This is a genomic window from Peribacillus sp. TH16, assembly GCF_016651095.1.
Lineage (GTDB): Bacteria > Bacillota > Bacilli > Bacillales > DSM-1321 > Peribacillus > Peribacillus butanolivorans.
Genome location: NZ_JAEKEM010000002.1, coordinates 621,258 through 646,064 on the forward strand (window position 1 = coordinate 621,258; position 24,807 = coordinate 646,064).

Sequence of the window (24,807 nt, forward strand, 5' to 3'; positions counted from 1 at the left end):
ATAAGCAAAAAATCATCAATCACTTTCAATAATCGTAGCAATTCCCTGCCCACCTCCAATGCAAGCTGTAATAAGAGCATATCTTCCGCCAGATCGCTTCAATTCATAGGACGCTTTCGTAATTAGGATTGCACCTGTAGCACCCAGTGGATGTCCGTGAGCGATGGCCCCGCCATTCACATTCACTTTTGCAGGATTCATATCAAGCTCCCGGTTACAAGCAATCACTTGAGCTGCAAAGGCCTCATTAATTTCAATAATGTCCATATCATTTAACGAAAGTCCTGACTTTTCCATTACCTTTCTTATAGCGGGAACAGGTCCGATTCCCATAATGTTTGGATCTACACCTGCAACAGCATGTGCTCTAATTGTTGCTAACGGCTTATTCCCCAATTTTTCTGCTTTCTCCCTCGACATTATGACCAGGGCAGATGCGGCATCATTTAACCCTGAACTATTGCCAGCGGTCACGGATCCACCTTCTAAAAACGCTGGAGATAATTTTGCAAGCTCTTCTTTAGTTATATGCGGTCGTGGATGTTCATCAAATTTGAATTCGCTAGGCTCTCCCGTTCTAACTGGAATGCTCACTGGAACAATTTGCTCATTAAAACGGCCCTCTTCCATTGCTCTGGCCATTTTTTTCTGGCTTTGGAAAGCGAATTCATCTTGTTCTTCTCTGCTGACCTCATATTTTTCAGCTAAGTTTTCAGCGGTTATTCCCATTGGCGGATCACCGATATCTTTTGGAGACAACTGTGATTTTCTGAACTTCGGGGGCATTGAACTATATATTTTTTCTGGACGATCCATCAAGTAAGGCGCCCTGCTCATACTTTCAACTCCACCTGCGATATAAACTTCTCCATCACCAGCCCAGATTGCCTGAGCAGCTAGATTGACAGCATTAATTCCTGATCCGCACTGACGGTCAATAGTCAGGCCCGGCAGCTGAATAGAAAAGCCTGTTTGCAGCGCGGTTAACCTGGCGATGTTTCCACCGCCGCTTAAAACATTCCCCAAAATAACATCATCGACCATTTCAGGATTTACATTCGCTCGTATTAAAGCTTCTTTTATCACCTCAGCACCAAATACGTGGGCGGGAACTGACGCTAGTTCGCCTCCTTGTTTCCCAATTGCTGTTCGTACTGCTGAAACAATGACCGCATCTCTATTCATTTCTCCATCCGCTCCTTTTTCTTTGTAATTCAACCCTTTTCATATCAAGGCTATCAAGAAAATAACCTGTCATTTATTTTCATTAGTATCATTTTATAATCAGCTATTGAGACCAAGCTTATGAGGATTTAAGATTATAGTCTTTCTGTTCATCTTTATTCCCTTTTGATTTAGACGGTTTTACAAATAGGGCAAATAGTATGCCAAAAGCCAAAACAAGTATGGCCATGAACAAAATAGATAAGTTATAGCCTAATATTTTATTTCCTCCAGCTAAACCTATGATATATCCGGTTAAAAGAGGAGCAATAATCCCTGCTATGTTACCTGATGAAGTTAAAATACTTGTCATCAATCCACCGCGTTCACGCATCTCATTTATCATAATCGTTGGGCCTATTGGTAATATGGCATATGTAAGGCCCTTTGCTAAACACATCGCAAGAATCACCCAAATTGGATTTTGAAAAACCATGATTGATGAAAAAAATATTGCACCCAAGATCATTGCACCAGCTACAACGAATACTCTTGATGACCGCCAATTTTGATTTTTCTTAAATAAATAATCAGACAGCATAGAAACACCCATATAAATACAAACGGAAACGACTCCGATTATTGCCACACTCGATCCCATCTGACCGGGTGTCATCTTAACGGCTTCCACTAAATAAATAGGCAGCCACACTGAGAACCAAACAACAAGAATATAGGTTGAAAAGTAAGCGAGGGTAGTAAATAAAGCAGTAGGTGACGCTAGAAGCACCAGAAAATCTTTCACTTTAATTTTCTCTAGTTTTTCTTTCTTTTTCTTCTGTACATTTTCATAAACTTCAACAGGATTTTCCTTTGTTAAAAATTGAAATAGGAAGAACCAAACAAGACTTGCTACACCAAGAGCGGCAAAGGCAACCTTCCATCCGAAAATGGTAATTAAAGAAACGAGGATTGGTGCAACAATCATTGCCCCAACAGTTCCCCCGCCAACCACTACCGAATTAGCAAACCCTTTTAGTTTGGGAGGAAACCACTTATCCGCATGACTGTAAGCAACTGGGCTATACGGCCCTTCAAATGCACCTAGTAAAATTCTGTAGAGAATCAGAAACGGCAACGCTGCAATGGCCAAAACCCCGAATTGCAAAACCGTCCATGTCAGCATGATGAATCCAAGTACTTTTTTTGCCCCAAGCCGATCCGCCCACGCTGCCCCGAAAATACCTGTTACTGGATATAGCCAATAATAACTACTTCCGACAAGTCCCCACTCAGCATAAGAAAGATCAAATTCTTTCATGATAGGTACAGCTGCAAGTCCGATGATTGATTTATCAGCAAAGTTAATAACGGCACCAAAGAATAATAGAATGAGAACAACCCAACGCATTTGAATTCCTCTTTTCTTTTTGTGTGTTCACACACTTCGAATTTAATCTAATAATTGATTCTTTAATTAATACTAAACGAACTACTTTCATCATCTGTTCTCCCAATGACAACGTCTTCTTGCCCCTATCTTTCTGAATGAATACCTTATAAAATGACTTTAAATCGTGGGAGTATACAAAATATGCATGTTGGATCCCGTTCTGCTACTCTTTCAAACTATGCATTCTTCCTTAATCACTTTTCTCCTCCTTTTCAAGTTCTTCTTTAATAAGCAATCTTTTTAAAAGTTTTCCGACTGTGTTCCGCGGCAGTTCTTTTCTAATTTCAAATTCTTTTGGCACCTTGTAGGGGGTCAACTGGGAATAGCAATATCCTTCTATTTCATCAAGATCAATGGAGGCGTTTTCTTTCGGTACAATAAATGCTTTTACTACCTCACCTATTTCTTTATGAGGTATACCCACCACAGCAGCCTCTTTAATAGTCGGATGTTCATATAGCACTCCTTCCACCTCTTGGGGATAAATATTAAACCCGCTAACAATAATCATTTCTTTTTTTCTCCCGACAATGTAGAAATAACCCTCTTCATCCATCACTGCGAGATCACCAGTGTATAGCCAATCATTTTGTAATGCCTTTTTTGTTTCAGATTCATTATTCCAGTAACCCTTCATAATTTGTGGGCCTTTTATAAGCAATTCTCCAACACCTGTGTTTGGCACTTCATTATTATCATCATCAATAATCAAACAGTCTGTGCCTGGAAAGGGAATGCCAATGCTTCCTATTTTCCTTTTCCCAAAGGGTGGATTACGGTGAGTGGATGGAGAAGCTTCTGATAAACCAAAGCCTTCACCAATTTTGGCACCGGTCAGCACCTCAAATCGCTTCATTACCTCAACTGGAAGTGGAGCTGATCCGCAAGAACAATTTCTTAAACAATCCAGTCCATAGTTTTCGATTTCCGGGTGATTGACAAAAGCGTTATACATCTTTGGAACTCCTGGAAAAAAAGTAGGACGATACTTTTTAATGTTATCAAGTACATTTTGGACCTCGAATTTAGGAAATAATAGAATAGAGGCTCCAATATAGATACCTAGATTCATTGCACTTGTCATTGCATAAACATGATATAGAGGTGTCGATGCCAAGACGATTTCTTCACCTGGTATCATTGAATCCCCATACATTTCAAAGCTCTGTACAACGTTGGAGGTCAAGTTATAATGAGTAAGCATAACCCCCTTCATCTTCCCAGTGGTACCACCGGTGTATTGAATAACAGCAGTATCTTCATAGGGATTTATACATTCAGGCTTTTTAATTGCTTCTCCAAATTCAATCATTGAACGAAGAGAATGAGAGTCATTTTGTTCGTCATCTGTATTAATGCAAGCTACAAAGTCATATATCCCTTTCGTTTCTTCAACTGTCTTCGCAGCAGTTTGATCAAACACAATATATTTAGCATTTGAGTCTATTAAAATTTGCAATAGTTCTCTCGGTTTATACATTGGATTCAGCTGTACAACAATAAGCCCAAGCGCCTGAGCAGCGTAATAACTGACAATAAAATAAGGATGATTGGCCATCATCAGACCAATTCGTTCTCCTTTCACGAAACCCAACTCTTTCCATTTCCCTGCAAGTTTGTCTACCTGCAATTTCAGATTTCTATAGTCTATTAAATTGTCTTCAAAAATAATGGCTGTATGATCAGGAAACTTTTTGGCTGTTTTATCAAGTAGTGTATAGACGGATATTTCCGGTAGCTGTAAGAACTTCATTCTTTCTTCATACCATTGCTTCCATGGCTGAGTTACTGTTTTTCGCACCATTTATCCCTCCTCTTAGTAACAAATCTTTTCATATTTTTCCATTTTCGATTTATACTTATTTATTAATGCAACTTGCATGCCAAGACATATATAGGTGTAAACAGCTTGATTTTACGAAATGAGTCAATTCATTAATGAATTTTATTCTCTTAAAAAGCCTTACTTTTAAGGATTCATGTTAAAACCAATAATTCATTTTTGAATTTTTAATAGAGTTAAGAATAATTCTTAATAGATAAGGATGGGATTTTTCGGAGATGGGATTTTCAATCTTCTAGAAAGCATACAATTCTATAGCAGCACTGATTATACCTGTAATTGCTTTTGAATAATGAATGAGGCAATATAGAAGTCTTATTCTGAGGCTGAACCTGAAATTGGTATAGTGATACTTACTCAACTACCGCCGACATTTAGAATAATCACAAAACAAAGCAATGGAACGATTTGTGAATTGAAATCTCTAGAATCAATCGCCAGTATTTGCCCGCCTTTGGCTTTCCAATGCAAATGCATCTTGAGCTTTACGGGAAATATTATACGTTTCTGCTACGTTTTCTGCTGTCCTTCTATTAAAATACATTTTCTGTTTTATATCTTATTTATCCTTGATGCCACACACCTGGTTTTTTTACTTCCACATATTGCTTAAGAATGTACATAAGTGAACCCCAAGTTGTATTAATCATCGCATATGGTCCTTCCATTGACTCCCATCCAGAATGATTAAAGTCTACAATCGTCACTCCGTTTTCATTTACATTCAAATCAAAACGAATTTTTGTACCTTTCCATCCTGGCATATCATGTTGAGCTGTCCATACTACCAACTTACCTGGTTCAAGCTGATCAATGTGCATTGGGAAAATAGCTTTACGATTGTAAAAGCCAAATTCAGCAATGCTTCCTACTTGAGGTCCAGCTTTAGCATCTGTTGTCCACCACCCCTTAAATCCTTCAGTCGTGGTTATGGCTTCGTATACTTTTTCAGCAGGGGCGTTTATCATAATTTGATGTAGCATGTTAATCATCATTTATCCTCTTTTCTTCTTTTAGTTTTATAGTTAGCTCTAAGATTGAGCTTTATATCACTCTTTGATACGAGAATTTATAACGTTAACAATACCTAAATATTAAAAAGCCGAATTCCTCACTGATATCACTGAGAAATCCGGCTTTCGTTTCTTAACAATGGCGCCCTTTTGTACGGGTAAATGAATTCTGCTTTCCATTTAATTAAGTTACTATCATCTTGTCTAACTTAAGCTTTAATTTCGTTTGATAAGTAAGTCATGGGTATGGAAGGTACCAAGATTTTATCGGTTTTTACTTCGTATAACCCAAAGGGAACTAAACGGAGCCCCGGAAGAAAATCACAAGTTAAAAACAATAAAGTATATAAAATGTCATGGAAAGGAAATCCTCGTGCTTGGAGTGCCGATAATAATTTATCATTAAATTCTACTGCCTTATCAAAGGAGGGATCAGTGGTCATCATACCGGTTAGCTGTAAAGGGATTTCAAGAATGATTTCCTCACCATCAACTATTACCACACCACCACCCATTTCATAAACACGTGCAGCAGCTTTAGCCATAGCTTCAGGGTTTCTACCGATGGTAAGCAAGTCAGTAGTTGTATTAAAGGTTGAGGCCATCCCATCCAAATTAATCGCAAACTTTTCTAATATTCCTTTTGTCACCCACTCCCCATTTCTATGGATTAGAGTTGCATACATAAGACCTTCTTGATCTGTTAGATCTACAAATCCATTCTTAGTTGGAAGCTCCAAATCTTTTCGTTGAGTTATTACATTACTTCGAAAAAAAATAACCGGCACTGAGTTGCTTGAAGATGTTTCTGGGTAAATATACAGATCTGGGTTTTCTAAAATCTCTCTTGGAAATGTAAATGGTTTTTCAGATAAATATTTACTCCAATCAATATCAGGCATCTGTATGGTTAATTTACCCTTTTCAGCCACTATTTCTCCGTTTGAGATTACTAAATCCGGACGGAACTGGTCGAGGTCAGGCAACAATAAAATATCAGCTTTTTTTCCTGGAGCTATTCCCCCAATATAATCGTCCTGTTTGAGATATGTAGCTGCATTAATGGTTACCATTTGAATTGCTTCCATAACCGGGACTCCTAGTTCCACCGCTTGCCTTACTAGTCCATCAACAAATCCTTCTTTTTCAATAAAAGATGGATGCGGGCCATCTGTTGTCATTAAGATTCTGCTCGTACTTACATTTCCCTCTGTAATCAGCTTGATTATATTTGACAAATCTGGACGCAGCGAACTATTTCGAAGTACTGTCCACAATCCCAAACGTAAACGGTCCAAAGCCTCTTCCGCTGTTATAGCTTCATGACAGGCACTAATTCCAGAAGCTGCTATCGAATTTAATTTATCATAAGAACACCCGGCATTATGTCCATCAGATACTTTTCCCATCTTTTTCGCTGCATCTATAATATCTAATAAGACTGGGTCCCCATTGTATAATAACGGCCAGCGAGTCACTTCTGCTGTTCCAAGGACATTTTCTAGCGAAAGTAGGTCAATAATATCCTTTTGGTTGAACCATTCTCTTTCCCCTGGGAATATGGCCTGCGAAACTAATCTAATCAACCAAAAAAAGTTCCCTGGCAATTTCTCTAAATCGTCTACAAGTTGTTTAAACCCTAAGGCACCCATGTGTAAATAAAAAAACAAATTATCATTTACAGTCGTCGTGGTTCCCAACGGCAATACCTTTTCTGTAACACTTACCGGATTGTATACAACCCATGGATGTGCATGAGTTTCGATAAATCCTGGAGACACGTACAAACCATTGGCATCAATTACAGTGGTGTCGTCATTTATGGTTACTTCATTTTCCCCGACATATGCAATGCAATCTTTATACAAAGCAATATTTTGCTTTAGGAATTCACCAGAATACACATTAATCACTGTTCCGTCTTTAATTAACATATCAGCGGGGCGTTTCCCTTGCGCCACTTCAATTAATTCATCTCTCAGTGCTCTTGTTTTCACTATTCTTCGCCCCCCATCCATATTTTAAGATTCTTTAGATTCGTTTAAAATAATTCTGCTAATGGAAAACTACGGTTGAATATCAAACACACAATGATACGCTTCTGCGTTGATCCCTTATTCTAGAGCAAACTTGACCAGCTTTTATCAAAGGTTAATCATTACTTTTTTCTGTTTAGGTTTTACACTTTAATAATTAACTTGTTTCAGCCTCTTAATTTAAATCTTTGAATTTTTCCAGTTGTAGTTTTTGGCAACTCATTCACGAATTCAATGACACGGGGATATTTATATGGTGCCAACACCTTTTTGATAAATCCTTTAAATTCAAGTTTCAGTTCTTCCTTCGGTTCGACACCAGCTTTTAATACAATATAGGCTTTTGGTTTAATTAAATTATTTTCGTCATTTACCGCGACAACAGCAGTTTCTAATATATCAGGATGGGATAAGAGAGCGTTTTCAATTTCTATTGGCGATACCCAGATTCCATTCACTTTCATCATGTCATCAATTCTGCCGGCATACCAATAAAAACCATCTTCATCCTTAAAATATTTATCTCCCGTCACAAGCCAATCACCAATAAATTTCTTTTTATTTTCTTCATTAAGATTCCAATACGATGCCGCAATACTTTCACCCTTAATTAAAAGATCTCCTACTTCATTCACTGCTGTTTCCTGACCATCTTCATCCACAATTTTAGCTTCATAACCTGGAACAACCTTTCCCGTGCTCCCTTGCCGAATTTGATTAACTTGATTAGACAGATATATATGAAGAGATTCCGTTGAGCCTATTCCGTCGATAATATCTAAATTAAAAACATTCTTCCATTGTTCTATATAAGAGGCAGGCAACGCCTCTCCAGCAGATACGCAAAGTCTTATCGAAGAGAGATCATAGTTTTTTTTCGGCTTCTCAAGGTAATTGAGCATAGATCCATACAAGGTAGGAACCCCAAAAAAGATGGTAGGACGATACTTTTCAATCGTCTCAAACACTTTCTCTGCAGTTGGTCGGTCCGGCATTAAAACAGTAGTAGCTCCGGCTCCAAGCGGAAAATACATCCCGTTTCCCAAACCATAGGCAAAGAAAAGCTTCGAAGCAGAAAAAGTAATGTCATTTTCAGTGATCTGTAAAATATTTTTGGCGTAATTTTTAAAGGCTTCTTCCATATCTGTTTGAAGATGAATCACACCCTTTGGCTCACCCGTACTGCCTGATGTATAAAGCCAGAACGCTTGATCATTAATATTGCTATAACAGGGAGGCAATTCTTTATCTTTGCCTTTTATTAGATCGCGAAAGGAGTGTTCATCTGCTTCCTTCAAGGGTTGATTTTCCCCGTCAACTAGGATTACATGTTTTAAGAAGAGTAAACGGTTCTTAATAACTTTTAATTCTTCCCAGCGCTCACAAGTTGTAACCAACACTTTTGAACGACTATTATTCAATAGAAACTCATAATCCTTTAACGGTAAAAGTGTGTTGGCAGGAATAGGAATTGCTCCAACTTTAATTGCACCAAAGAAACTAATTATGAATTCTGGAGAGTCATGTAATAATAGTAAAACGCGCTGTTCCATCTCTATGTTTAACTCTTTTAAGGCAGCACCAAATTGGTTAGCAGATGTATCGATTTCTTGGTAGGTGTAAAAACGATCTTCATAATAAATCGCCGCTTTATCACCTCTGCCTACTTCTATATTTTTTTGAAAGAAATTATAAGAAGCATTATACCTCGCGCCCAAACCTCTAATTTTATGCTCGGTTTTTATCACACATATTTCCCTCCAATAACCTTAATAAATTTCCTGCCTTTTTCTAAAATCCTTTATTTTCTGATAAAAATTTTCCCCACCTATTATTCTATTACAGACCAAACATATTTAACTGCTTTTCACCTACATAGGAGACTACACTTTTCGTTTCAGTATATAAATCAAGGGTTTCAAGAGATAGTTCTCTACCAAAGCCTGACTGCTTATAACCTCCAAATGGAGTTCCAGGGAATGCAGAAATCGGGCTGTTAATCATCACAATCCCGGCGTTAATTTTTGCTGCTACCCGATTCGCTTTTGCATGGTTTGTTGTCCAAACTGCAGATGCTAAACCATAAATCGAGTGGTTTGCCATTTCTATTGCTTCTTTTTCATTTGTAAATTTCATGACAACAACAACTGGACCAAATACTTCCTCTTGAGCAATTCTGCTTTCATTTGTGACATCACTAATAACAGTCGGTAAATACCAATAACCGTTTGCAAACTCCTTACCTTCAGGTCTGCTCCCTCCACAAAGAACGGTTCCTCCCTCTTCTACTGCAAGCTTTACATAGTCGTCTATTACTTTTTCATGACTTGAGGATATGACTGCCCCTACATGTGTTCCTTTGTCGAATGGATCACCGACTTTTAGTTGCTTCGTCTTTTCTACGAATCTATTTAAAAATTCCTCGTAAATCGATTCTTCTACAAAAATTCTAGAGCGGGCTTCACATGACTGTCCAGTATTATAAAAGATGCTGTATAAAGATCCATTTACCGCATCTTCTATTTCTGTATCAGCAAAGATGATGCTTGGTGACTTCCCTCCTAATTCTAAAGTAACGCGTTTTAATGTCCCAGATGCTTTAGACATGATATCTTTTCCTGTTTCCGTCTCACCTGTGAAGGCAATTTTATTAATGCCTTCGTGCTCTGTCATGTATGGTCCAATTTCCGAACCACTTCCAGTAATTACGTTCACAACTCCCGCAGGAACTCCCGCTTCTGTACATATTTCAGCAAGCAGGTACGCAGTAATTGGCGTGTAGCTAGCAGGCTTAAGAATCACTGTACAACCCGCAGCGAGTGCTGGAGCTACTTTCCAAGCCGCCATCATTAATGGATAATTCCAAGGTATAATTTGACCGCAGACACCTACAGGCTCTTTCAAGGTATAGTTAAAAAAATTATTCGGCATTGGATTTGTGCGTCCACCTGAAGTTAAAGCAACTCCTGCATAAAACTCGAAATCCTCAATGGCTTGAGTAACTTGACCTCTAGCCGCAGGAATGTTTTTACCTGTGTTCAAAATTTCTGCTTTTACAAGTTCATCATATCTTGCGCGCATGATACTAGCGATTTTATTTAATACCTGTGCTCGTTTACTATGTGAAAAGCGACTCCATTTCCCTGTTTCAAATGCAATTCTTGCTGCAGTCACAGCGGTATCTACATCAGATTTGCTTGCTTTAGCTACCTTTGATAATACTTCACCTGTTGCTGGATTATATGCTTCAAAAAACTCTCCTGATTCACTTTCAACCCATTCCCCATTTATATAAAGTTTGTAATAGTCTTTCAGCATGTAACTTTCCTCCTACTATCTTGTATATATATTGGCGCGGAGATTCAAAAACCAATTCGATTTCATATCTCAGTCACAGCATTCCGTACTGTCAAAGGACTCCATTTCATCTACCCCATAAATCTCACACACTGTCATTTTCATTGATTATCAGGTGGTAAAAGGAAGTTCTTTATTCTCTATTTGTGACAAGTTATATGACTTAATCTTCTGTTTGTAATTTTCATACCGGGCAAATGCCTCAACGTTCCAACCAGAAATAACAAACTTTCTTAACAATGGAGCTGGCCGATATCGTTCTTCCTGTAAATTATTGTATAACCCTTGTAAGACAGAATACACTTCATCAAGCCCAATACGCTCTCCCCACTCTAGCGGCCCATTGGGATAGTTTGTTCCAAGCTTCATCGCTATATCGATATCTTCCTTAGTAGCTATTTTTTGCGTAAAAGCATAAAATGCTTCATTAATAATCATTGAAAGCACCCTTGGAAAAACTAGTCCTACTTGGTCTTCAACAAATTCCGTTTCTAATTCTACATTTTCAAGTTGTTTAGTAACCGCTTCCAAATTGTTCGTTTCCCCAGTTAACGGCAAAGTTAATTCAACTAGATTTTGAGAATCCAAGTCTGAAAAACAAGCAAATCCTACAATTTTCAAATGTCCATTTGTCCAATTAGATACTTCTGTGCAAGTAACAGAAAGTACACTCGTTATAACAATTGAATGTTTATTTAAAACAAATTTTTCAAGTGCCTGAATTGTTTTTTTCTTGTTTTCTAGATTACCATGCTCTGTTTCCCAAATGAAATCAAAAAATTCTGTTTCACAATCGGCTAAGTGATCAGCAGTTTTAATTTTTGTCGAACCTTCAAAAATTTTATGAAGTCTAGCGGCCAATTGATTAGAGCCAACAATGAGCACCTTCTGGAAGCTACTCATATTTGTAAAACCCCTTTCCTGTTTTCCGTCCAAGCCTGTTAGCTAGTATCATTTCTTTTTGTAAATAATGGGGTTTAAATCTACTCTCATTTTGAAAATTATCAAATAATGATTGAGTCGTATTGTAATTAATATCAATACCAATTAAATCTTGTAATTCAAATGGGCCCATTTTAAACCCGCCAGCCTTTTTCATGATTCGGTCAACTTTCTCATGTGTAACTAAACCTTCATCGACAATTCTAAGGGACTCATTATAAAAAGAACGGGCAATTCTATTGACGATAAAGCCTGGTGTATCTTTACATATTACCGGCCTTTTCTTAATTAGGAGGAAAAGGTCTCTAGTTCTATCGATGGTGGTTTGATCAGTTAATTGACTTTTTACAATTTCAATGAGTGGCATTAGAGGTGCTGGATTAAAAAATGAATACCAATCATTCTTTGAGGATGATTTAAATTGGCTGCAAATTCTGTAACTGAAAAAGATGACGTATTGGTTGCTAGAATTGTTTCAGGGTCGGAAACTGCATCTAACTTCTTAAATAATTCTATTTTTAAAGATTTAATCTCCGGTACAGCTTCAATAATTAAGTCTAAACCCGATAAATCAGTGAGTTTTGTACTCACCTTAAGGTTTCGATTTACTGACTCTGCCTGCTCTGGGGTAATTTTACCCTTTACTTTCATTTTTTCGATATTAGTAATAATATTTCTAGAGTTTCTTTCAAGGGTTTCGTCTTCTATATCATATAAAGTAACTGATAATCCACTTTGTAAAAAAGTTTGGGCAATTCCACTTCCCATTGTCCCCGAACCAACTACACCGACTGTTTGGATTCCTTGAGTTTTCTCAGGAGATGCATCAGCAGTTCCACTCCAACGTATACTTTCAAATACAGTTTTACAGTTCTGGCAATAGTACTGCCTAACTAGCTGTGCAGTGCCGAAGGATGAATATAACTCAACATTTTTTCCATCACAAAAAGGACAAGTTGGTTTTTCCTTTTCACTGAGCATTTACAATTTCCTCATCCCTCAAGCTTGGGATCAATGCATTCTTATAAGAATCAGCTAGATTACTATTTTTAAGAAGAACATCACTCTCAACAAGAACAATATTGTTTTCCACTTGCTTCAACCATGTAATGACTTCTTGTTCACAAAGCTTAAAAGCATTAACGAATCGAGCTGGTATAGATCCGCCATCATTTAGCAACTTGAGTGCCCAGCTTTTTGAGTACAAAATATGTTCTTCCTGTTCTTTTACTAATTTATTAAATTGCAGCCCGATATCACTGCTTTTCTGATGACTGGTTAAAGCGGTTATCAATATGTTAAGCGCTGTGTTCATACAGTAGAGTCCTGCAATAAGTGATATCCATTCCTCGATTTTAACTATGCTATCGAATGCTTTTCCTGTTTGTTCCTTCACATCATTTTTGTTACCTTTTCCACCTTTTAAATTCGCTCCCCAGTTATAGAGAAGGCGCGCATGTCCAAGCTCTGATTGCGCCATCGCAATCGCTGCAAGTGTTCCTTCTAAGTCAGGTCCGCTCACACCGACCTCGACAAGACGGTCTCCTAGGATAAATTTGTTATCAGCAATCGTTTCTATTAAAGAAATTAATTCATAATTGACATTTGTGGAATTCACCATATTAAACCACCCTTTTCTTAAAAAATGGTTCTACTTCTCTAATGCAAATCATATTTTCCCTCTTGACTATATACATTTCCACCCATTTTTCTTCGTCGTAAATATATCTTGCATAAACACGCGCCAACTCATCACTGCTGGCCTCGACGGTTCCAATATGCATTAAATCATCACCTCGATTAATTCTGGAAAACACATTATATTCAAACTGTTTAACTGCTTTATTATTCATCTAGAACTAACCCCCCAAGTCTTTAATTTTTGTTTACCTGCTTCACTCATTTGATCGACCGTCCAGGCAGGACTCCAAACCACTTCAATTTCCACTGTATTTATATTCTCTTCTTGAAGCAGTCGATTTTTGATATCGCTTTCAATCCATTGCATACACCCACAGCCTGTTGAAGTATAAGTCATCGTAACAAGCGCCTTATTTTCTTGTTTTTCTACCCCATAAATTAATCCCATATCAACAATGCTTATTGGAAATTCAGGATCAGTAACGTCTTGTAACGCATTGATAAGAATGGGATCTTTATAAAAAACCTTTTCCATCTAGATCGCCTCATTTCGATATTCTTCAAGTTGTTGATATCCTTTTTGAATTCGATTAACAAATTCCTGATTTTGCGGACCTCTCTGCTTAAAGCGCTGGATGACATTATCCCATGTATCTGGCTCATCATATTTCCATCGCTTATTTTCAACATCGAATTTACAAGGAAAGGGAACAAGCAAATCATATTTCCCAGTCTCTTCGTTGTATTGGGCCGGAACATTAAGTCCAAGAGATTCACAAAAAGGAACAGCCGTTGACATCCATTTTTGCCTTAGTTCATCATTTGTTTTTCCTTTCAACTTATAATCAAGCTGGGATGAACGACTTTTTAAGTTATCCGCTACACCAAAGAACTCCAGTGACATTATAAACATCCAATCAATTGCTTCTTGGACCTGCTTAGCCGTTTCCGGTTCTTTCATAGCTGCCTTCATGATAATTTCGCCGTTTCTCAAATGGAATAATTCCTCTTTATCTACTTTGACTAACGCACGTTTCCATGGTCCGTATGATGTATGCTGGTGTGCATCTCCCAACAGGGTGTAACCTGCACGGTCAAACAATCCATTAAACACACCGAGTTCAACCCAATTATTTAATTTAAAATCAAAGGCAAATGGGTTTTTCCACTTATTTGGCGGACGTTTGTATAACAAAGATTGAACATCTTCTCCTAAATCCTTTAATAACCTGTAGGCAATATGCGCATGCCCAATTTCATCCTGCATAACAGCAAGTGCTGTGATTTTGTAATTTAAATTAGGAGCATCTTTGTAAACAGTCAGAAGTGGTGGCACACTTAGTAGCTCTGTATCCCCAACTATCATCAGAGTTTGTTTCAATGCCTTTTTATAATTTTCATCCATATCTTCTAATCTCTCCACCACAAACCCAGATTGGACCTTGCTCATCAAATCATTCGCAGATATTGCCATATCTCCCTCTCCTATCATATTATGTTTTTTGAACTATCGTCTTATATAAGTAATATAATAATTTACTTTATATGGTTAGTCAAGACTTTATCAGATTTTTCAGAAAACAAATAAACGAGATGTACATAAATACATCTCGTTTATTCCTTATAATTTATATTGGAACGTACCATTTGTTGAGATTTTATGAATTCTCTCTGATTCCACTAGATACTCCAGGTGTGCTAATGTTTCCGCAATGGCGAATCGCCACTGATGATCAGTAAGCTTTTTATGATGAAACAGCTTCTCTGTAATCTCAAAAGCTACTTGATTCGTTTCCAAAATGGTTAAAATAGTCGCTAAACGTTCCTTATGATGTACAATGATTTCCTTAGCTCTCTGTGAGAGATTTTCAATAGGTGTTCCATGGGCTGGATAAGCAATGCTTATATCTTGATCAACAAGGCAATGCAAAGTTGAAAAGTAACTAGCTAAGGGATTTTGATCAGAGTTGGGCCAAAGACTAATATTCGGAGTGATTCGATTCAAGACAACATCGCCTATTAACATAATTTTCTGACTTTCATGATAAAAACATAGATGTCCTTCAGCATGTCCACTATATTTATGGACGGCCCATCTTCCATCAGGACTATCTAATTGCGATTCATTGAAATTATTAATTTCGGGAAGTGGATTTACTTTACTTGAAAGAAACAATACGTTCTCTTTAACTTTCGTCAACAATGGCTCTGGAACAGCATGCTTTTGAAATAATTCATATGTTGCCTCAGCCTGCTTCGTGCTGCCGCCAAAAACAGTTTTAATCATCTTAGCTTCTTCTTTGCTCATATAAACATGTGCACCGGTTTTTTGTTGCATCCAACTAATTAATCCTGAATGATCAGGATGAAAATGAGTCAGGATAATCTTTGATATATCTGTTGGATTGATAGACAACTCTTCAAAGACTTCTTCCCAATACTGTTTCGCGTCTGTTGTTGGAAAACCAACATCAATTAATATGATTTCTTCTCTCGTGCGGAATATATAACAATAGACATACTTCATAGGGAACGGTACAGGTATCCCGATACGTGTTAAATAATCTGTTATTTGTTGATGATTTCCTGAAAGCACAGCCATTGTCAGGACCCCCTAAAAACTAGGTCCCGTTTTTCTTGAAAGGCGAGTAATGCTTCTTTTCGATCCCCAGTCCCTATTGTTAACTCATAGGCCTTTGATTCGATGGCAATCCCTGTTCGCAAATCAGTAGCATGCCCTTTATTAATTGCATATTTTGCTTGTTGGAGTGCAATCGAACTTTTTAGCAATATCGGCTCCAAGAATTCAAGTGTATAGGCCTCAAGTGACTCCTGGTCATCAAAGGTTTCGTCAATTAAACCAATATTTTTCGCCTCGATGGCATTAAGCTTTTTACCGCTATAAATAAGTTGCTTGGCTTTCGAAATGCCAATCAGCTTCGGTAAACGCTGTGTTCCGCCTGCACCTGGAATGATAGCCCAGTTTATTTCAGTTAAACCAAGCTGCGCCTCCGATACCGCAAATCTAAAATCACAGACAAGGGCTAATTCCAAGCCACCTCCAAGTGCATATCCATTAATCATCGCTATTGTAGGCTGCGGCAAGTCTTCTATTCTATTAAAAACATCTCGAATTAGACAAACATTTCTACGTGTCTCTTGCTCTGACAATGTTTTTCGCTCTTTCAAATCAGCTCCAGCACAAAAAGCTTTCATACCAGTTCCGGAAAAAACCACCGCTTTTATTGTTAAATCGGTACTTAAGTTCAGAACAATTTCATTCAATTCCTTTAACGACCCATAATCAAGACTATTTAGCTCTTCAGGTCGATTTAATATGACATAAGCGATACTTTCTATTTTTGTAACATAAACTTTTGGCATAAAACCTCTCCTCCTAATTAATCATGATAGATTTCTGAAAAAGGGTTGATTGCTTTCTCACGATTAACATAGCCTGCTTTATCAGGCGGATATTCCATTATCGATTCAAAATATTTCACTGCTTTGACTGAAGTCAGTTGATGGATATTCCAAAACAACTCCCTAGCCTTTATTCCATGCCAATCATCAGGCAGCAAATCTAGCGGAAAACCGGGGTCCAGGAAAAGGAATTTCCGGTATTCATGTACAATCTTGGTTCGTTCATAAAAGCATTGCTCATTGGAAATGGTATCTTCCCAAACAGCCTGCTGCATGTCATGAAGCTTCGATTCATATTGCTGTATAAAGGTTAAATAGTTTTTGTTTATTTCTTTTAAATCCCAACAAGTGCGTAAAATCTCTTCATTAGTATGAGTGATGACTTGGCTCGAACTAAATACAATTAAATAGTCCTTTAAATCATATGTATCCATGAGGGTTAGCACTTGTTTTTCTAATGGATTAGGACTGACCCAAATACTATTAGACATAAGCCCGAAACCAGTCCAACTCAATTCCTTACGTACTTGATTTCGAAGCACACGTTTTTCCTCAGGAATTGAGTAGGTTACCACTCTCCATAAACCATCCCATTGATGATTTCTGATTGTATAAACACGTTTGACACCATCATCCATATTGCGCTTTCCTTTTGGTGTTAATGAATAATAGCTTTTATTGCCTATTTTCCGCCCAATTATTAGATCCTGCTGTACGAGTCGTAAAATGGCACCGCGTACAGATGATTCAGAAATACCAAAATGATTCATCATTTTAATAAGGGTGCCAATCCATACCTCCCCTCCATAAAATTGAACGAAATCACCAAAAAGAGTATACAATAATGACCTTGGTTTCATGTTGATTCTCCTGTTCTCATAAAGCCTTTTCTTCTTAATGTAATCTAAATTAGCTCAATTTTCAAACTTGTTAGAGGATTATCCAATATTAAACTATCATCTAACTTTCAATAATCTTTTAATATCTTCAGGAATTGGCACCGCCTTAAACTTATCGCCCACAATAGAAGTCCAAGCGCGAATTTCATAGCCATGGCCAGTCCTTCTCTCTCCACAAAATACATCATGATGAAAACGAATTGTCTTCGTTTTCATTTCCTCCACATGGGTGTACACTGTCACTTCATCGTCATAGTAAAGGGGATTTTCAAATGTACACTTTGCTTCTAGTAAAGGAATGATAATTTTTTTTTCTTCTTCTAAATATTTAGGACTCATATTTATCGAGCGAAAAAAATTATGACCTCGCTAAATCGAACCATTTATAATAATTGGGATAATAGACGATCCCTGCTCGATCTGTATCACCCCATTGGATTTGAAATTTTGTTTCATTTATGCGTCTTTTTAAATGAGTTTCTTCCATTATATATTTCACCAGCTTCCTTTTAGCATTGGTATTAAAAAAGCAATATCGGCAGAAACCGATATCGCTTTTTCAAAGGGTAAATTTATTATTTACCTTTCCATTGTGGTTCACGCTTTTCAAGGAATGAAGCCAAACCTTCTTTAGCATCCTCAGAACGGAATAACAGATTTTGTATTTCTCCTTCGTAACGAATCGCCGCGTTTAATGGCATTTCTTTACCATTCATAATCGAAAGCTTGATATTAGTGACTGAATAACTTGCTTTACTGGCGACATTTTTTGCATATTCCAATGTTTTTTCACGAATTTCTTCTTGTGGGTAAACGCGGTCAACCAGACGAATTTCCTTAGCTTCCTGAGGTAGAATCGATTCTCCTGTGATATTCAAGTCGATTGCCTTTGAGTGTCCAACCAACCTAGCCATACGTTGCGTACCGCCTGTCCCAGCAAGAACCCCAAGGTTAACTTCTGGTAAACCAATTTTCCCTGCTTTATCACCCATAAAGCGTAGATCACAGCCCATCGCCATTTCCAGACCTCCACCTACTGTATGGCCTTCTAGGCAAGCAATCCAGATTTGCGGTGAACGAGCAATTTTATCAAGTGTTTCATTACAGAACAAGCAGAATTGTGTTTTAAAAACGGGATCAGCAGCTTTAAGGAAATTAATATCTGCCCCCACCGAGAAAAATTTAGGCATATCACTCATTAACACAGCTACCTTCATATCTGGATCAAAACGAATATCATCAATTGCCTCATTTAACTCTTTGTAAAAATCAAGTGTGTAAGCATTCGTCTTGTTAATATGAAGATGTACCTCTGCAACCCCAGTTTCTTTGTTTTTTTGGATTGTAAGCGTTCTCTTAGTTTCAACTGCTGTACTCATTCATCAACACTCCTTAGTTTTAGTATTACGTTTTATTTACTTCCGTTTATATTACATAATATACTATGGAATTTTCAGAATTGCAATTATTTTTGGTAAATTTTTTAAATTAATATATTTATTAAGATTTTTATACTGTTTTTTCAATAATTAAATATCTTAATAGACTGCTTCAGGTTAAACACTAGTACAGCTATTTCAATTGATAATATCTAGGTCTTAAATTCTTTGTGATGGAATATTTGATTAAGATCAAATGGCTAATTAATCAAAAAAATGACCAACTCAAATATGAATTGGTCATTTTTAATAGCTTATATTCTACTTATTGATTCCTATTTAGTGTCCACACACTTTCTTTGCAACCCCTACGAAATATTCTACTCCGTATTGCAAGGCACTTTCGTCAATCTTGAATTTAGGATGATGCAGCGGATACGCTTTTCCTATTTCATCACTGTGAACACCTATAAATTGCATCGAAGCTGGAACAATTTCGGAGTAGGCAGAAAAGTCCTCAGTCCCAAACATTGGATGTTCGACGTTTATCAGGTTATCTTTCCCGCAAATTTCTTCTACAATTTCCCGAGAGATGTCTACTACTGTTTTGTTATTGACCACAGCAGGATAACCTAATAACCAATTGATTTCATAGTTTGCTCCATGTGCATCAGTAATCCCTTTTACAATTTTCTCTAGATATTCTCTAGATTTTACGCGACTATCTCCATCTAGAGATCGAATTGTCCCGCCAAGCTCTGCATATTCTGGTATTACATTTAGAGCACTTCCAGCATGAAATGTAGTAACGGAAATCACGGGTGCTTTAAGTGCAGAAAGTTTTCTAGAGATAATATGTTGAAGATTGGTTGTGATTTCAGCTGCAATGATTAATGGGTCGATTGTTAATTCAGGAGTAGAAGCATGTCCTCCTTGGCCAATTATTTTAATTTCAAAGTCATCAGCAGCCGCACAGAATACCCCATCTCTGATACAAATTGTCCCTTTTCGTTCATAAGGTGAAACATGAAGAGCGAATACATAGTCAACTCCTTCCATGATACCGCTTTTCACTAATTCTGATGCCCCTCCTGGATAGGATTCTTCAGCATGTTGAAAGATAAATCTGATTTCCCCAAAAATCTCCTCCCTTTTTTCAGAAAGAATCTTTGCAGCACCCAATAACATGGCAGCATGTGCATCATGTCCACAGGCATGCATAACTCCTGGATTTTTCGATTTAAAGTCCACATCAGCTTCTTCTTGAATAGGCAATGCATCTATATCTGCACGAAACGCAATGGTATAGTTTTTCTGATCAGCTTTCTTCGATCCTCTTAATACTGCCAATACACTTGTTTCTGTTGGTTTCGTTACTTCTAATCCTGGAAATGTACTTAATAGATTGTAAATATAATCAGATGTATTTTGCTCTTGATAGGAAAGCTCGGGGTTTTCATGTATATGGCGCCTCCATGAGATTACCTGATTCATAATCGCCTTTTCCATTGTCATCATTAATGAAAGACCTCCTTATATATATTTATTTATTATTTCATATTTTCCGTTAAAAAGGACCATATTTAATAGCTTGGGCAATAATTAAAAAGATTATCGATACGGCCATTTGAATTAGGAAAAACGGAAAGATCCATTTCACCCATTTGGTAAAAGGTATCCCTGCTACTGCTAAGCCGGCCAATAGTACTCCGGAAGTAGGAAAAATCATATTAGATAGGCCATCCCCTAATTGGAATGCTAACACAGCGGTTTGTCTTGACATACCGACTAAATCTGCTAACGGTGTCATAATTGGCATGGTGAGTGCAGCTTGTCCACTTCCAGATGGTACAACAAAATTAATGAGCATTTGTAAAATAAACATTCCTAAAGCATTAATTGCAGGGGGCAATTGTTCAACTAATCCAGACGTATAATATAAAATTGAATCCAGTAGACCACCATTCGTGAAAATAACCAAGATTGTTTGTGCGACACCAATTATAAGTGCTCCAGAAACCATGTCACTCGCTCCTGAAATGAAACCATTAGCCATCTTAGAAGGTGACAGCCCTCCAATAAAGCCCATTATGATTGCACACATTAAGAATAACCCGCTAATTTCGCTAATATACCAACCTAATTTAATAACGCCATAAATTAACACAATGAAATTTACCAATAGAAGAAGTAACGCAAGAAGATGTCTTTTACTTAATTTGAAATTCAAATCAATTTCCGTATGCGCACTAGATTTGAATTTACCGAATTCACCCAATGTCGGGTTACGCTTTACCTTCATCGCATGAAAATAAATATATACTACAGTTACGATATAAAAAGCGACGAAAATGGCAACTCGTAATTCCATACCTGAATACATGGGCAATTCAGCAATACTTTGAGCTATGCCCACATTAAAAGGATTTGTTATACCAGAAGTAAAACCCGTTGATAAAGTTCCGAGCACCACAATCGCGAAACCTGTCATTGCATCGAACCCTAACGCTATACTCATAGGCACGACAATTGCAATATACACTAAGGCATCTTCCGCAGAACCGATCAGCGTACCTAATAAAGCAAATATTAATACCATTAACGGAATTAACACTTTTTCTTTGGTTCCTAATCGTGCTGCAACAAATTTTATTAAGGAGTCCAGTGCACCAGTTGCTTGCATTATTCCAAGAGCGCCTCCGAACAAAAATACAAAAAGAATAATGGAAGCTCCTTCAATCATGCCTAAATGTACACTGCTAAACATATCTAGTAGTCCAACTGGTGACGAATCAACAAATTCGAACGAAGTAGGATTCACGATTGTACGACCGTCTTTTTCAACTCGTTCATATTGACCTGCGGGTAAAACATAGGTTAGAACGGTGGCAATGATAATGACGATGAACATTAAGACAAAAGGATTGATTTCTTTTCCTTTCGCTTTTTTTGGTTGTTTGTCTGGTATAGGTTGATGCTCAAGAGAATTGGATGTGATTTGCTGAATAGTTGAATTACTCATATTTGACCCCCAGTTAAAGTTTAAAATAAATCTACTACTTTCTTTTTCCGTCTATCTAATGGAAATGCACTATAGACTTGTGCAATCAGATTGCAAGATTCATTAAATGGTATTAGCATCTGTAAACATATTTTTCAGTAAACACTCAATCATCATCGGGGTCTGAACGAAGGCACTTTCAATATGAAGTCGCTCCGTACGTTGATGTGCATCTTTTCCAAAAGGCCCTACATTAAAAACGGGTGCTTGAAGTTTCATCATGTCTTTAAAGGGAATATTATAGGTTTCTCCCCAAACGGGCGTATTTCGTTCAAAAGCAGACCAACCATCATCATGATTGTTATAATGGACATAACTCAAATCACAAACACCATTAAAATAGTGAATATGATTGATTTCCATAGAAATTTTGTTTGCCATTTTTTTTATTTTTTTAATAGAATCGATGATAAGCGGATCATGTGATGTATTGACTGGAGGATAATAAGGTGGCGCAAACAATATGACAATCGCTGGTGCAAGTTCCTGGCATTGAATCAACAATTTATCGGCAATTCGTAAAGACTTTTCCCGCTCATCCCAATGAAAGTTCTCCTTCACCTCATTCTTTATTTCTTCTACAAGTCTCTTTCCTAACTTCTGCTCTGCATATACTATCAATTTTTCGTAGCGTAATACTTGGATCTCGCCTACTCCATTCAATTGTTCACGTTGGCACAATGTTTTATAGGATGCATTGCATGCTGCGGCTGCTTCTTGTGCAACTTTCTCAAACAGATTCATTATGTCAGAGGCACTTCGCTTCATGACAAAGACATTATAAAGCGCAACGGACCTATAAGGCGTTTGTGTAGAGTATTGTGATTTTAAATCTTTTTGTTGTAATACAATTGGTAACGGGGTAGTTTCACCTAGATCCTTTTCCCTAAAAAGGGCATTCCACTCCATGAGCTGAGTAAGGAAACTTGAAATATAGGGAGCTGTTATTCCTTTAAAAGGTTCACCAACATGAGTTTCTTTTCCATAAAAAAGAGCAGCCGGCATGATTTTACCCATTGTTCCAGAATAAATATACGATTTAGAATCGCCAGGCTTCTGTGAAAAGGAAGGTTCGCCATTTAAAAACAGTTTATAAAAAAGGTCATATTCATCCCGCATCTGGACAAGTCTCGAAACTGCCGCTCTCATTCCTGAAGAATTTACTTCTTCGTCAGGAACGGTAAGGAGGATAAGATTAAGAGGCCATTGTTCGAAAATAGCTTTTTCTATTATTGACATATGAAGGGCAAGCCCCATTTTCATATCCATTGTTCCTCTGCCAAACAAATATTCTCCTGATTCAAGATCATCACATGCTTCATTTGGCAACTCGGCTTTTCGCGTACGAAGTGCCTTCGTGAGTTCTTCCGGGTAAAATGCAAGAGGTTCTAAATCACCATATTCTTCAGTTTGGACCGTATCAAAATGGCTTATCAATACAACGGTATCTTTTACCTTTGGATTTCTGTAAAAGGCTGTGACATAGTTTCTCCCCAGGTCCACTTCATGAAGGGATACGTAATTAGGATTTTGTTGGAAGTATTCAATTTCGTATAATTTATCTCTCAATCTATACGCAAAATTCCGTTCTCCATCTGTGAGTGTCCGGCTGTCCCAACTAACAAGTTCACATAACAGATTTCGAAGTGTTTCTTTTGATCCCCATAATAAATGGCTCATTAAATATCACCTCTTTCAATTTAAATAAAATCTGGAATTTATTTTTTTCAAGGTTTGAAAACTCATCTCTTTAATTTGGATTAAAAACGCAGGGACAAGCAGCTAAGGCCTCCATCTTGTTTTTGAAACTCTGTCATCTCTAATTCAATTGTTTTATAGCCTACCTCTTCAATTTGTCGCTTTGTCTTCTCATATCCTTTCGGTATGATAAGGGAACCATTTACTAAAATGCAGTTAGCGGTGTATTCTTCTTCTTCTGGAACGATAATTTTTTTATATTGATCAAATTCAGGATGATTAATAAATTCGCCTGCAACAATAATAGCGTTGTTACCAAGGTAAGCAATGCCCGTTTTTAAATGGAGAAATTTCTGCAGTGGAACAATCGTTGCTTGATAACCTTCTGATTCTACTATTTCTTTTAGTTGGCGTGCTCCTTCCTCGTTTGTACGTTCAGAAATACCAATATAGAAATGATTTTCAATTTGAAGAATATCCCCTCCATCTAATGTTCCAGGTGTTTTTATGTAGTGGAATTTTTCATAAAAATCCTTTAACACAGATTCTATTTCTACTATTTCTCCATTCCTTGTATCTGCTCCCGGGTTCGTAATAACAGCGAATTCTGGAGTTAAGACCGCTGCATTTTCAACAAATGTTGAATCAGGAAATTCTTCACTTTTCTGCAAACATGTAACGGAGACACCACAGCTTTTCAAAGCCTCTACATAACTTTCATGCTGTTTTAGTAATAACTCATAATCCGGAGTTCCTAAATTGGATGTTGTTAGTCCATTTACATAACTTTGGCTTGGTAATTTTACAATTACATTTTTGTACATTGATAATTCCCCTTCCCCCTCACTCTTTCCTTAAATGTTCTTGACTGATAGATCTTTCTTTTGGATGTTTAATA

23 protein-coding genes and 1 pseudogene are annotated in these 24,807 nt (G+C 37.3%); all 24 read right to left on the reverse strand.

The window, feature by feature from the left end; genetic code table 11:
* Positions 1-15: 15 nt before the first annotated feature.
* Complete coding sequence (locus tag JFV29_RS02915) at positions 16-1,185, reverse strand: thiolase family protein (protein ID WP_201181150.1); 1,170 nt, start codon at positions 1,183-1,185, stop codon at positions 16-18.
* Positions 1,186-1,303: 118 nt separating this feature from the next.
* Entirely contained in the window at positions 1,304-2,575 is a 1,272-nt protein-coding gene (locus tag JFV29_RS02920) for an MFS transporter (protein ID WP_201181151.1), read from the reverse strand.
* Between the two features lie 232 nt (positions 2,576-2,807).
* A complete protein-coding gene (locus JFV29_RS02925) occupies positions 2,808-4,418 on the reverse strand; it encodes a long-chain-fatty-acid--CoA ligase (protein ID WP_309558942.1) in 1,611 nt (536 codons plus the stop codon).
* Between the two features lie 472 nt (positions 4,419-4,890).
* On the reverse strand, positions 4,891-5,004 hold the full coding sequence (locus JFV29_RS31550; RefSeq protein WP_201181153.1) for a thiolase family protein: 114 nt from the start codon (positions 5,002-5,004) through the stop codon (positions 4,891-4,893).
* A gap of 19 nt (positions 5,005-5,023) precedes the next feature.
* Positions 5,024-5,452 carry an SRPBCC family protein gene (locus tag JFV29_RS02935; protein WP_201181154.1) on the reverse strand — a complete coding sequence of 143 codons (429 nt, stop codon included), beginning with the start codon at positions 5,450-5,452 and terminating at the stop codon, positions 5,024-5,026.
* 230 nt (positions 5,453-5,682) lie between these two features.
* On the reverse strand, positions 5,683-7,473 hold the full coding sequence (locus JFV29_RS02940; RefSeq protein WP_201183328.1) for an adenine deaminase C-terminal domain-containing protein: 1,791 nt from the start codon (positions 7,471-7,473) through the stop codon (positions 5,683-5,685).
* Between the two features lie 203 nt (positions 7,474-7,676).
* Positions 7,677-9,257 carry a benzoate-CoA ligase family protein gene (locus JFV29_RS02945; RefSeq protein ID WP_201181155.1) on the reverse strand — a complete coding sequence of 527 codons (1,581 nt, stop codon included), beginning with the start codon at positions 9,255-9,257 and terminating at the stop codon, positions 7,677-7,679.
* 91 nt (positions 9,258-9,348) lie between these two features.
* Positions 9,349-10,827, reverse strand: a complete 1,479-nt coding sequence (locus JFV29_RS02950; protein ID WP_201181157.1) for an aldehyde dehydrogenase family protein — start codon at positions 10,825-10,827, stop codon at positions 9,349-9,351.
* Between the two features lie 150 nt (positions 10,828-10,977).
* Positions 10,978-11,769, reverse strand: coding sequence for a 3-hydroxyacyl-CoA dehydrogenase family protein (locus JFV29_RS02955; RefSeq protein WP_201181159.1), 792 nt, complete (start codon positions 11,767-11,769; stop codon positions 10,978-10,980).
* Positions 11,762-12,127, reverse strand: coding sequence for a 3-hydroxyacyl-CoA dehydrogenase family protein (locus tag JFV29_RS30160; protein WP_446728231.1), 366 nt, complete (start codon positions 12,125-12,127; stop codon positions 11,762-11,764). The genes JFV29_RS02955 and JFV29_RS30160 overlap by 8 nt, the downstream gene beginning before the upstream one ends.
* A pseudogene (locus tag JFV29_RS30165) lies at positions 12,125-12,789 on the reverse strand (3-hydroxyacyl-CoA dehydrogenase family protein); the annotation flags it as partial. The gene JFV29_RS30160 and the pseudogene JFV29_RS30165, both read right to left, overlap by 3 nt.
* On the reverse strand, positions 12,779-13,429 hold the full coding sequence (locus tag JFV29_RS02965; RefSeq protein WP_201181161.1) for a Phenylacetic acid catabolic protein: 651 nt from the start codon (positions 13,427-13,429) through the stop codon (positions 12,779-12,781). The pseudogene JFV29_RS30165 and the gene JFV29_RS02965, both read right to left, overlap by 11 nt.
* A 1-nt stretch (position 13,430) precedes the next feature.
* Positions 13,431-13,661, reverse strand: coding sequence for a hypothetical protein (locus JFV29_RS02970; RefSeq protein WP_057217666.1), 231 nt, complete (start codon positions 13,659-13,661; stop codon positions 13,431-13,433).
* Positions 13,658-13,984 carry a metal-sulfur cluster assembly factor gene (locus tag JFV29_RS02975; RefSeq protein ID WP_201181163.1) on the reverse strand — a complete coding sequence of 109 codons (327 nt, stop codon included), beginning with the start codon at positions 13,982-13,984 and terminating at the stop codon, positions 13,658-13,660. The genes JFV29_RS02970 and JFV29_RS02975 overlap by 4 nt, the downstream gene beginning before the upstream one ends.
* Positions 13,985-14,923 (reverse strand): Phenylacetic acid catabolic protein, encoded by a 939-nt coding sequence (locus tag JFV29_RS02980; protein WP_116821863.1) that lies wholly within the window; start codon positions 14,921-14,923, stop codon positions 13,985-13,987.
* A gap of 147 nt (positions 14,924-15,070) precedes the next feature.
* Positions 15,071-16,051, reverse strand: a complete 981-nt coding sequence (locus tag JFV29_RS02985) for an MBL fold metallo-hydrolase (RefSeq protein WP_201181165.1) — start codon at positions 16,049-16,051, stop codon at positions 15,071-15,073.
* Between the two features lie 2 nt (positions 16,052-16,053).
* Positions 16,054-16,833 (reverse strand): enoyl-CoA hydratase-related protein, encoded by a 780-nt coding sequence (locus JFV29_RS02990; RefSeq protein ID WP_201181167.1) that lies wholly within the window; start codon positions 16,831-16,833, stop codon positions 16,054-16,056.
* A gap of 17 nt (positions 16,834-16,850) precedes the next feature.
* The gene (locus tag JFV29_RS02995; protein WP_056523501.1) at positions 16,851-17,732 is read right to left on the reverse strand and encodes a PaaX family transcriptional regulator; all 882 of its coding nucleotides are present in this window, start codon (positions 17,730-17,732) and stop codon (positions 16,851-16,853) included.
* Positions 17,733-17,828: 96 nt separating this feature from the next.
* The gene (locus JFV29_RS03000; protein WP_446728209.1) at positions 17,829-18,110 is read right to left on the reverse strand and encodes an acyl-CoA thioesterase; all 282 of its coding nucleotides are present in this window, start codon (positions 18,108-18,110) and stop codon (positions 17,829-17,831) included.
* Positions 18,111-18,346: 236 nt separating this feature from the next.
* A complete protein-coding gene (locus JFV29_RS03005) occupies positions 18,347-19,150 on the reverse strand; it encodes an enoyl-CoA hydratase/isomerase family protein (RefSeq protein ID WP_056523504.1) in 804 nt (267 codons plus the stop codon).
* Positions 19,151-19,489: 339 nt separating this feature from the next.
* Positions 19,490-20,665, reverse strand: a complete 1,176-nt coding sequence (locus JFV29_RS03010) for an amidohydrolase (RefSeq protein ID WP_446728232.1) — start codon at positions 20,663-20,665, stop codon at positions 19,490-19,492.
* A 52-nt stretch (positions 20,666-20,717) separates the two neighbouring features.
* Positions 20,718-22,172 carry a YfcC family protein gene (locus JFV29_RS03015; protein ID WP_201181169.1) on the reverse strand — a complete coding sequence of 485 codons (1,455 nt, stop codon included), beginning with the start codon at positions 22,170-22,172 and terminating at the stop codon, positions 20,718-20,720.
* A 102-nt stretch (positions 22,173-22,274) separates the two neighbouring features.
* Positions 22,275-23,891, reverse strand: a complete 1,617-nt coding sequence (locus JFV29_RS03020; RefSeq protein WP_201181171.1) for a M20/M25/M40 family metallo-hydrolase — start codon at positions 23,889-23,891, stop codon at positions 22,275-22,277.
* An 80-nt stretch (positions 23,892-23,971) separates the two neighbouring features.
* Positions 23,972-24,733: a dimethylarginine dimethylaminohydrolase family protein gene (locus JFV29_RS03025; protein WP_201181173.1), complete on the reverse strand. Its 762-nt coding sequence runs from the start codon at positions 24,731-24,733 to the stop codon at positions 23,972-23,974.
* Positions 24,734-24,807: the final 74 nt, after the last annotated feature.

Bases quoted from the DNA above. Each gene is read 5' to 3' on its own strand.
- JFV29_RS02980 (WP_116821863.1), bottom strand. From the start codon at position 14,923: ATGGCAATATCTGCGAATGATTTGATGAGCAAGGTCCAATCTGGGTTT.
- JFV29_RS02920 (WP_201181151.1), bottom strand. From the start codon at position 2,575: ATGCGTTGGGTTGTTCTCATTCTATTATTCTTTGGTGCCGTTATTAAC.
- JFV29_RS02915 (WP_201181150.1), bottom strand. From the start codon at position 1,185: ATGAATAGAGATGCGGTCATTGTTTCAGCAGTACGAACAGCAATTGGG.
- JFV29_RS02975 (WP_201181163.1), bottom strand. From the start codon at position 13,984: ATGGAAAAGGTTTTTTATAAAGATCCCATTCTTATCAATGCGTTACAA.
- JFV29_RS03005 (WP_056523504.1), bottom strand. From the start codon at position 19,150: ATGAGTACAGCAGTTGAAACTAAGAGAACGCTTACAATCCAAAAAAAC.
- JFV29_RS03000 (WP_446728209.1), bottom strand. From the start codon at position 18,110: ATGAGTCCTAAATATTTAGAAGAAGAAAAAAAAATTATCATTCCTTTA.
- JFV29_RS31550 (WP_201181153.1), bottom strand. From the start codon at position 5,004: ATGTATTTTAATAGAAGGACAGCAGAAAACGTAGCAGAAACGTATAAT.
- JFV29_RS02990 (WP_201181167.1), bottom strand. From the start codon at position 16,833: ATGCCAAAAGTTTATGTTACAAAAATAGAAAGTATCGCTTATGTCATA.
- JFV29_RS02955 (WP_201181159.1), bottom strand. From the start codon at position 11,769: ATGAGTAGCTTCCAGAAGGTGCTCATTGTTGGCTCTAATCAATTGGCC.
- JFV29_RS02985 (WP_201181165.1), bottom strand. From the start codon at position 16,051: ATGGCTGTGCTTTCAGGAAATCATCAACAAATAACAGATTATTTAACA.
- JFV29_RS03020 (WP_201181171.1), bottom strand. From the start codon at position 23,891: ATGAGCCATTTATTATGGGGATCAAAAGAAACACTTCGAAATCTGTTA.
- JFV29_RS02995 (WP_056523501.1), bottom strand. From the start codon at position 17,732: ATGAAACCAAGGTCATTATTGTATACTCTTTTTGGTGATTTCGTTCAA.
- JFV29_RS02935 (WP_201181154.1), bottom strand. From the start codon at position 5,452: ATGATTAACATGCTACATCAAATTATGATAAACGCCCCTGCTGAAAAA.
- JFV29_RS03025 (WP_201181173.1), bottom strand. From the start codon at position 24,733: ATGTACAAAAATGTAATTGTAAAATTACCAAGCCAAAGTTATGTAAAT.
- JFV29_RS02970 (WP_057217666.1), bottom strand. From the start codon at position 13,661: ATGAATAATAAAGCAGTTAAACAGTTTGAATATAATGTGTTTTCCAGA.
- JFV29_RS03010 (WP_446728232.1), bottom strand. From the start codon at position 20,665: ATGACAATGGAAAAGGCGATTATGAATCAGGTAATCTCATGGAGGCGC.
- JFV29_RS02965 (WP_201181161.1), bottom strand. From the start codon at position 13,429: ATGGTGAATTCCACAAATGTCAATTATGAATTAATTTCTTTAATAGAA.
- JFV29_RS02950 (WP_201181157.1), bottom strand. From the start codon at position 10,827: ATGCTGAAAGACTATTACAAACTTTATATAAATGGGGAATGGGTTGAA.
- JFV29_RS03015 (WP_201181169.1), bottom strand. From the start codon at position 22,172: ATGAGTAATTCAACTATTCAGCAAATCACATCCAATTCTCTTGAGCAT.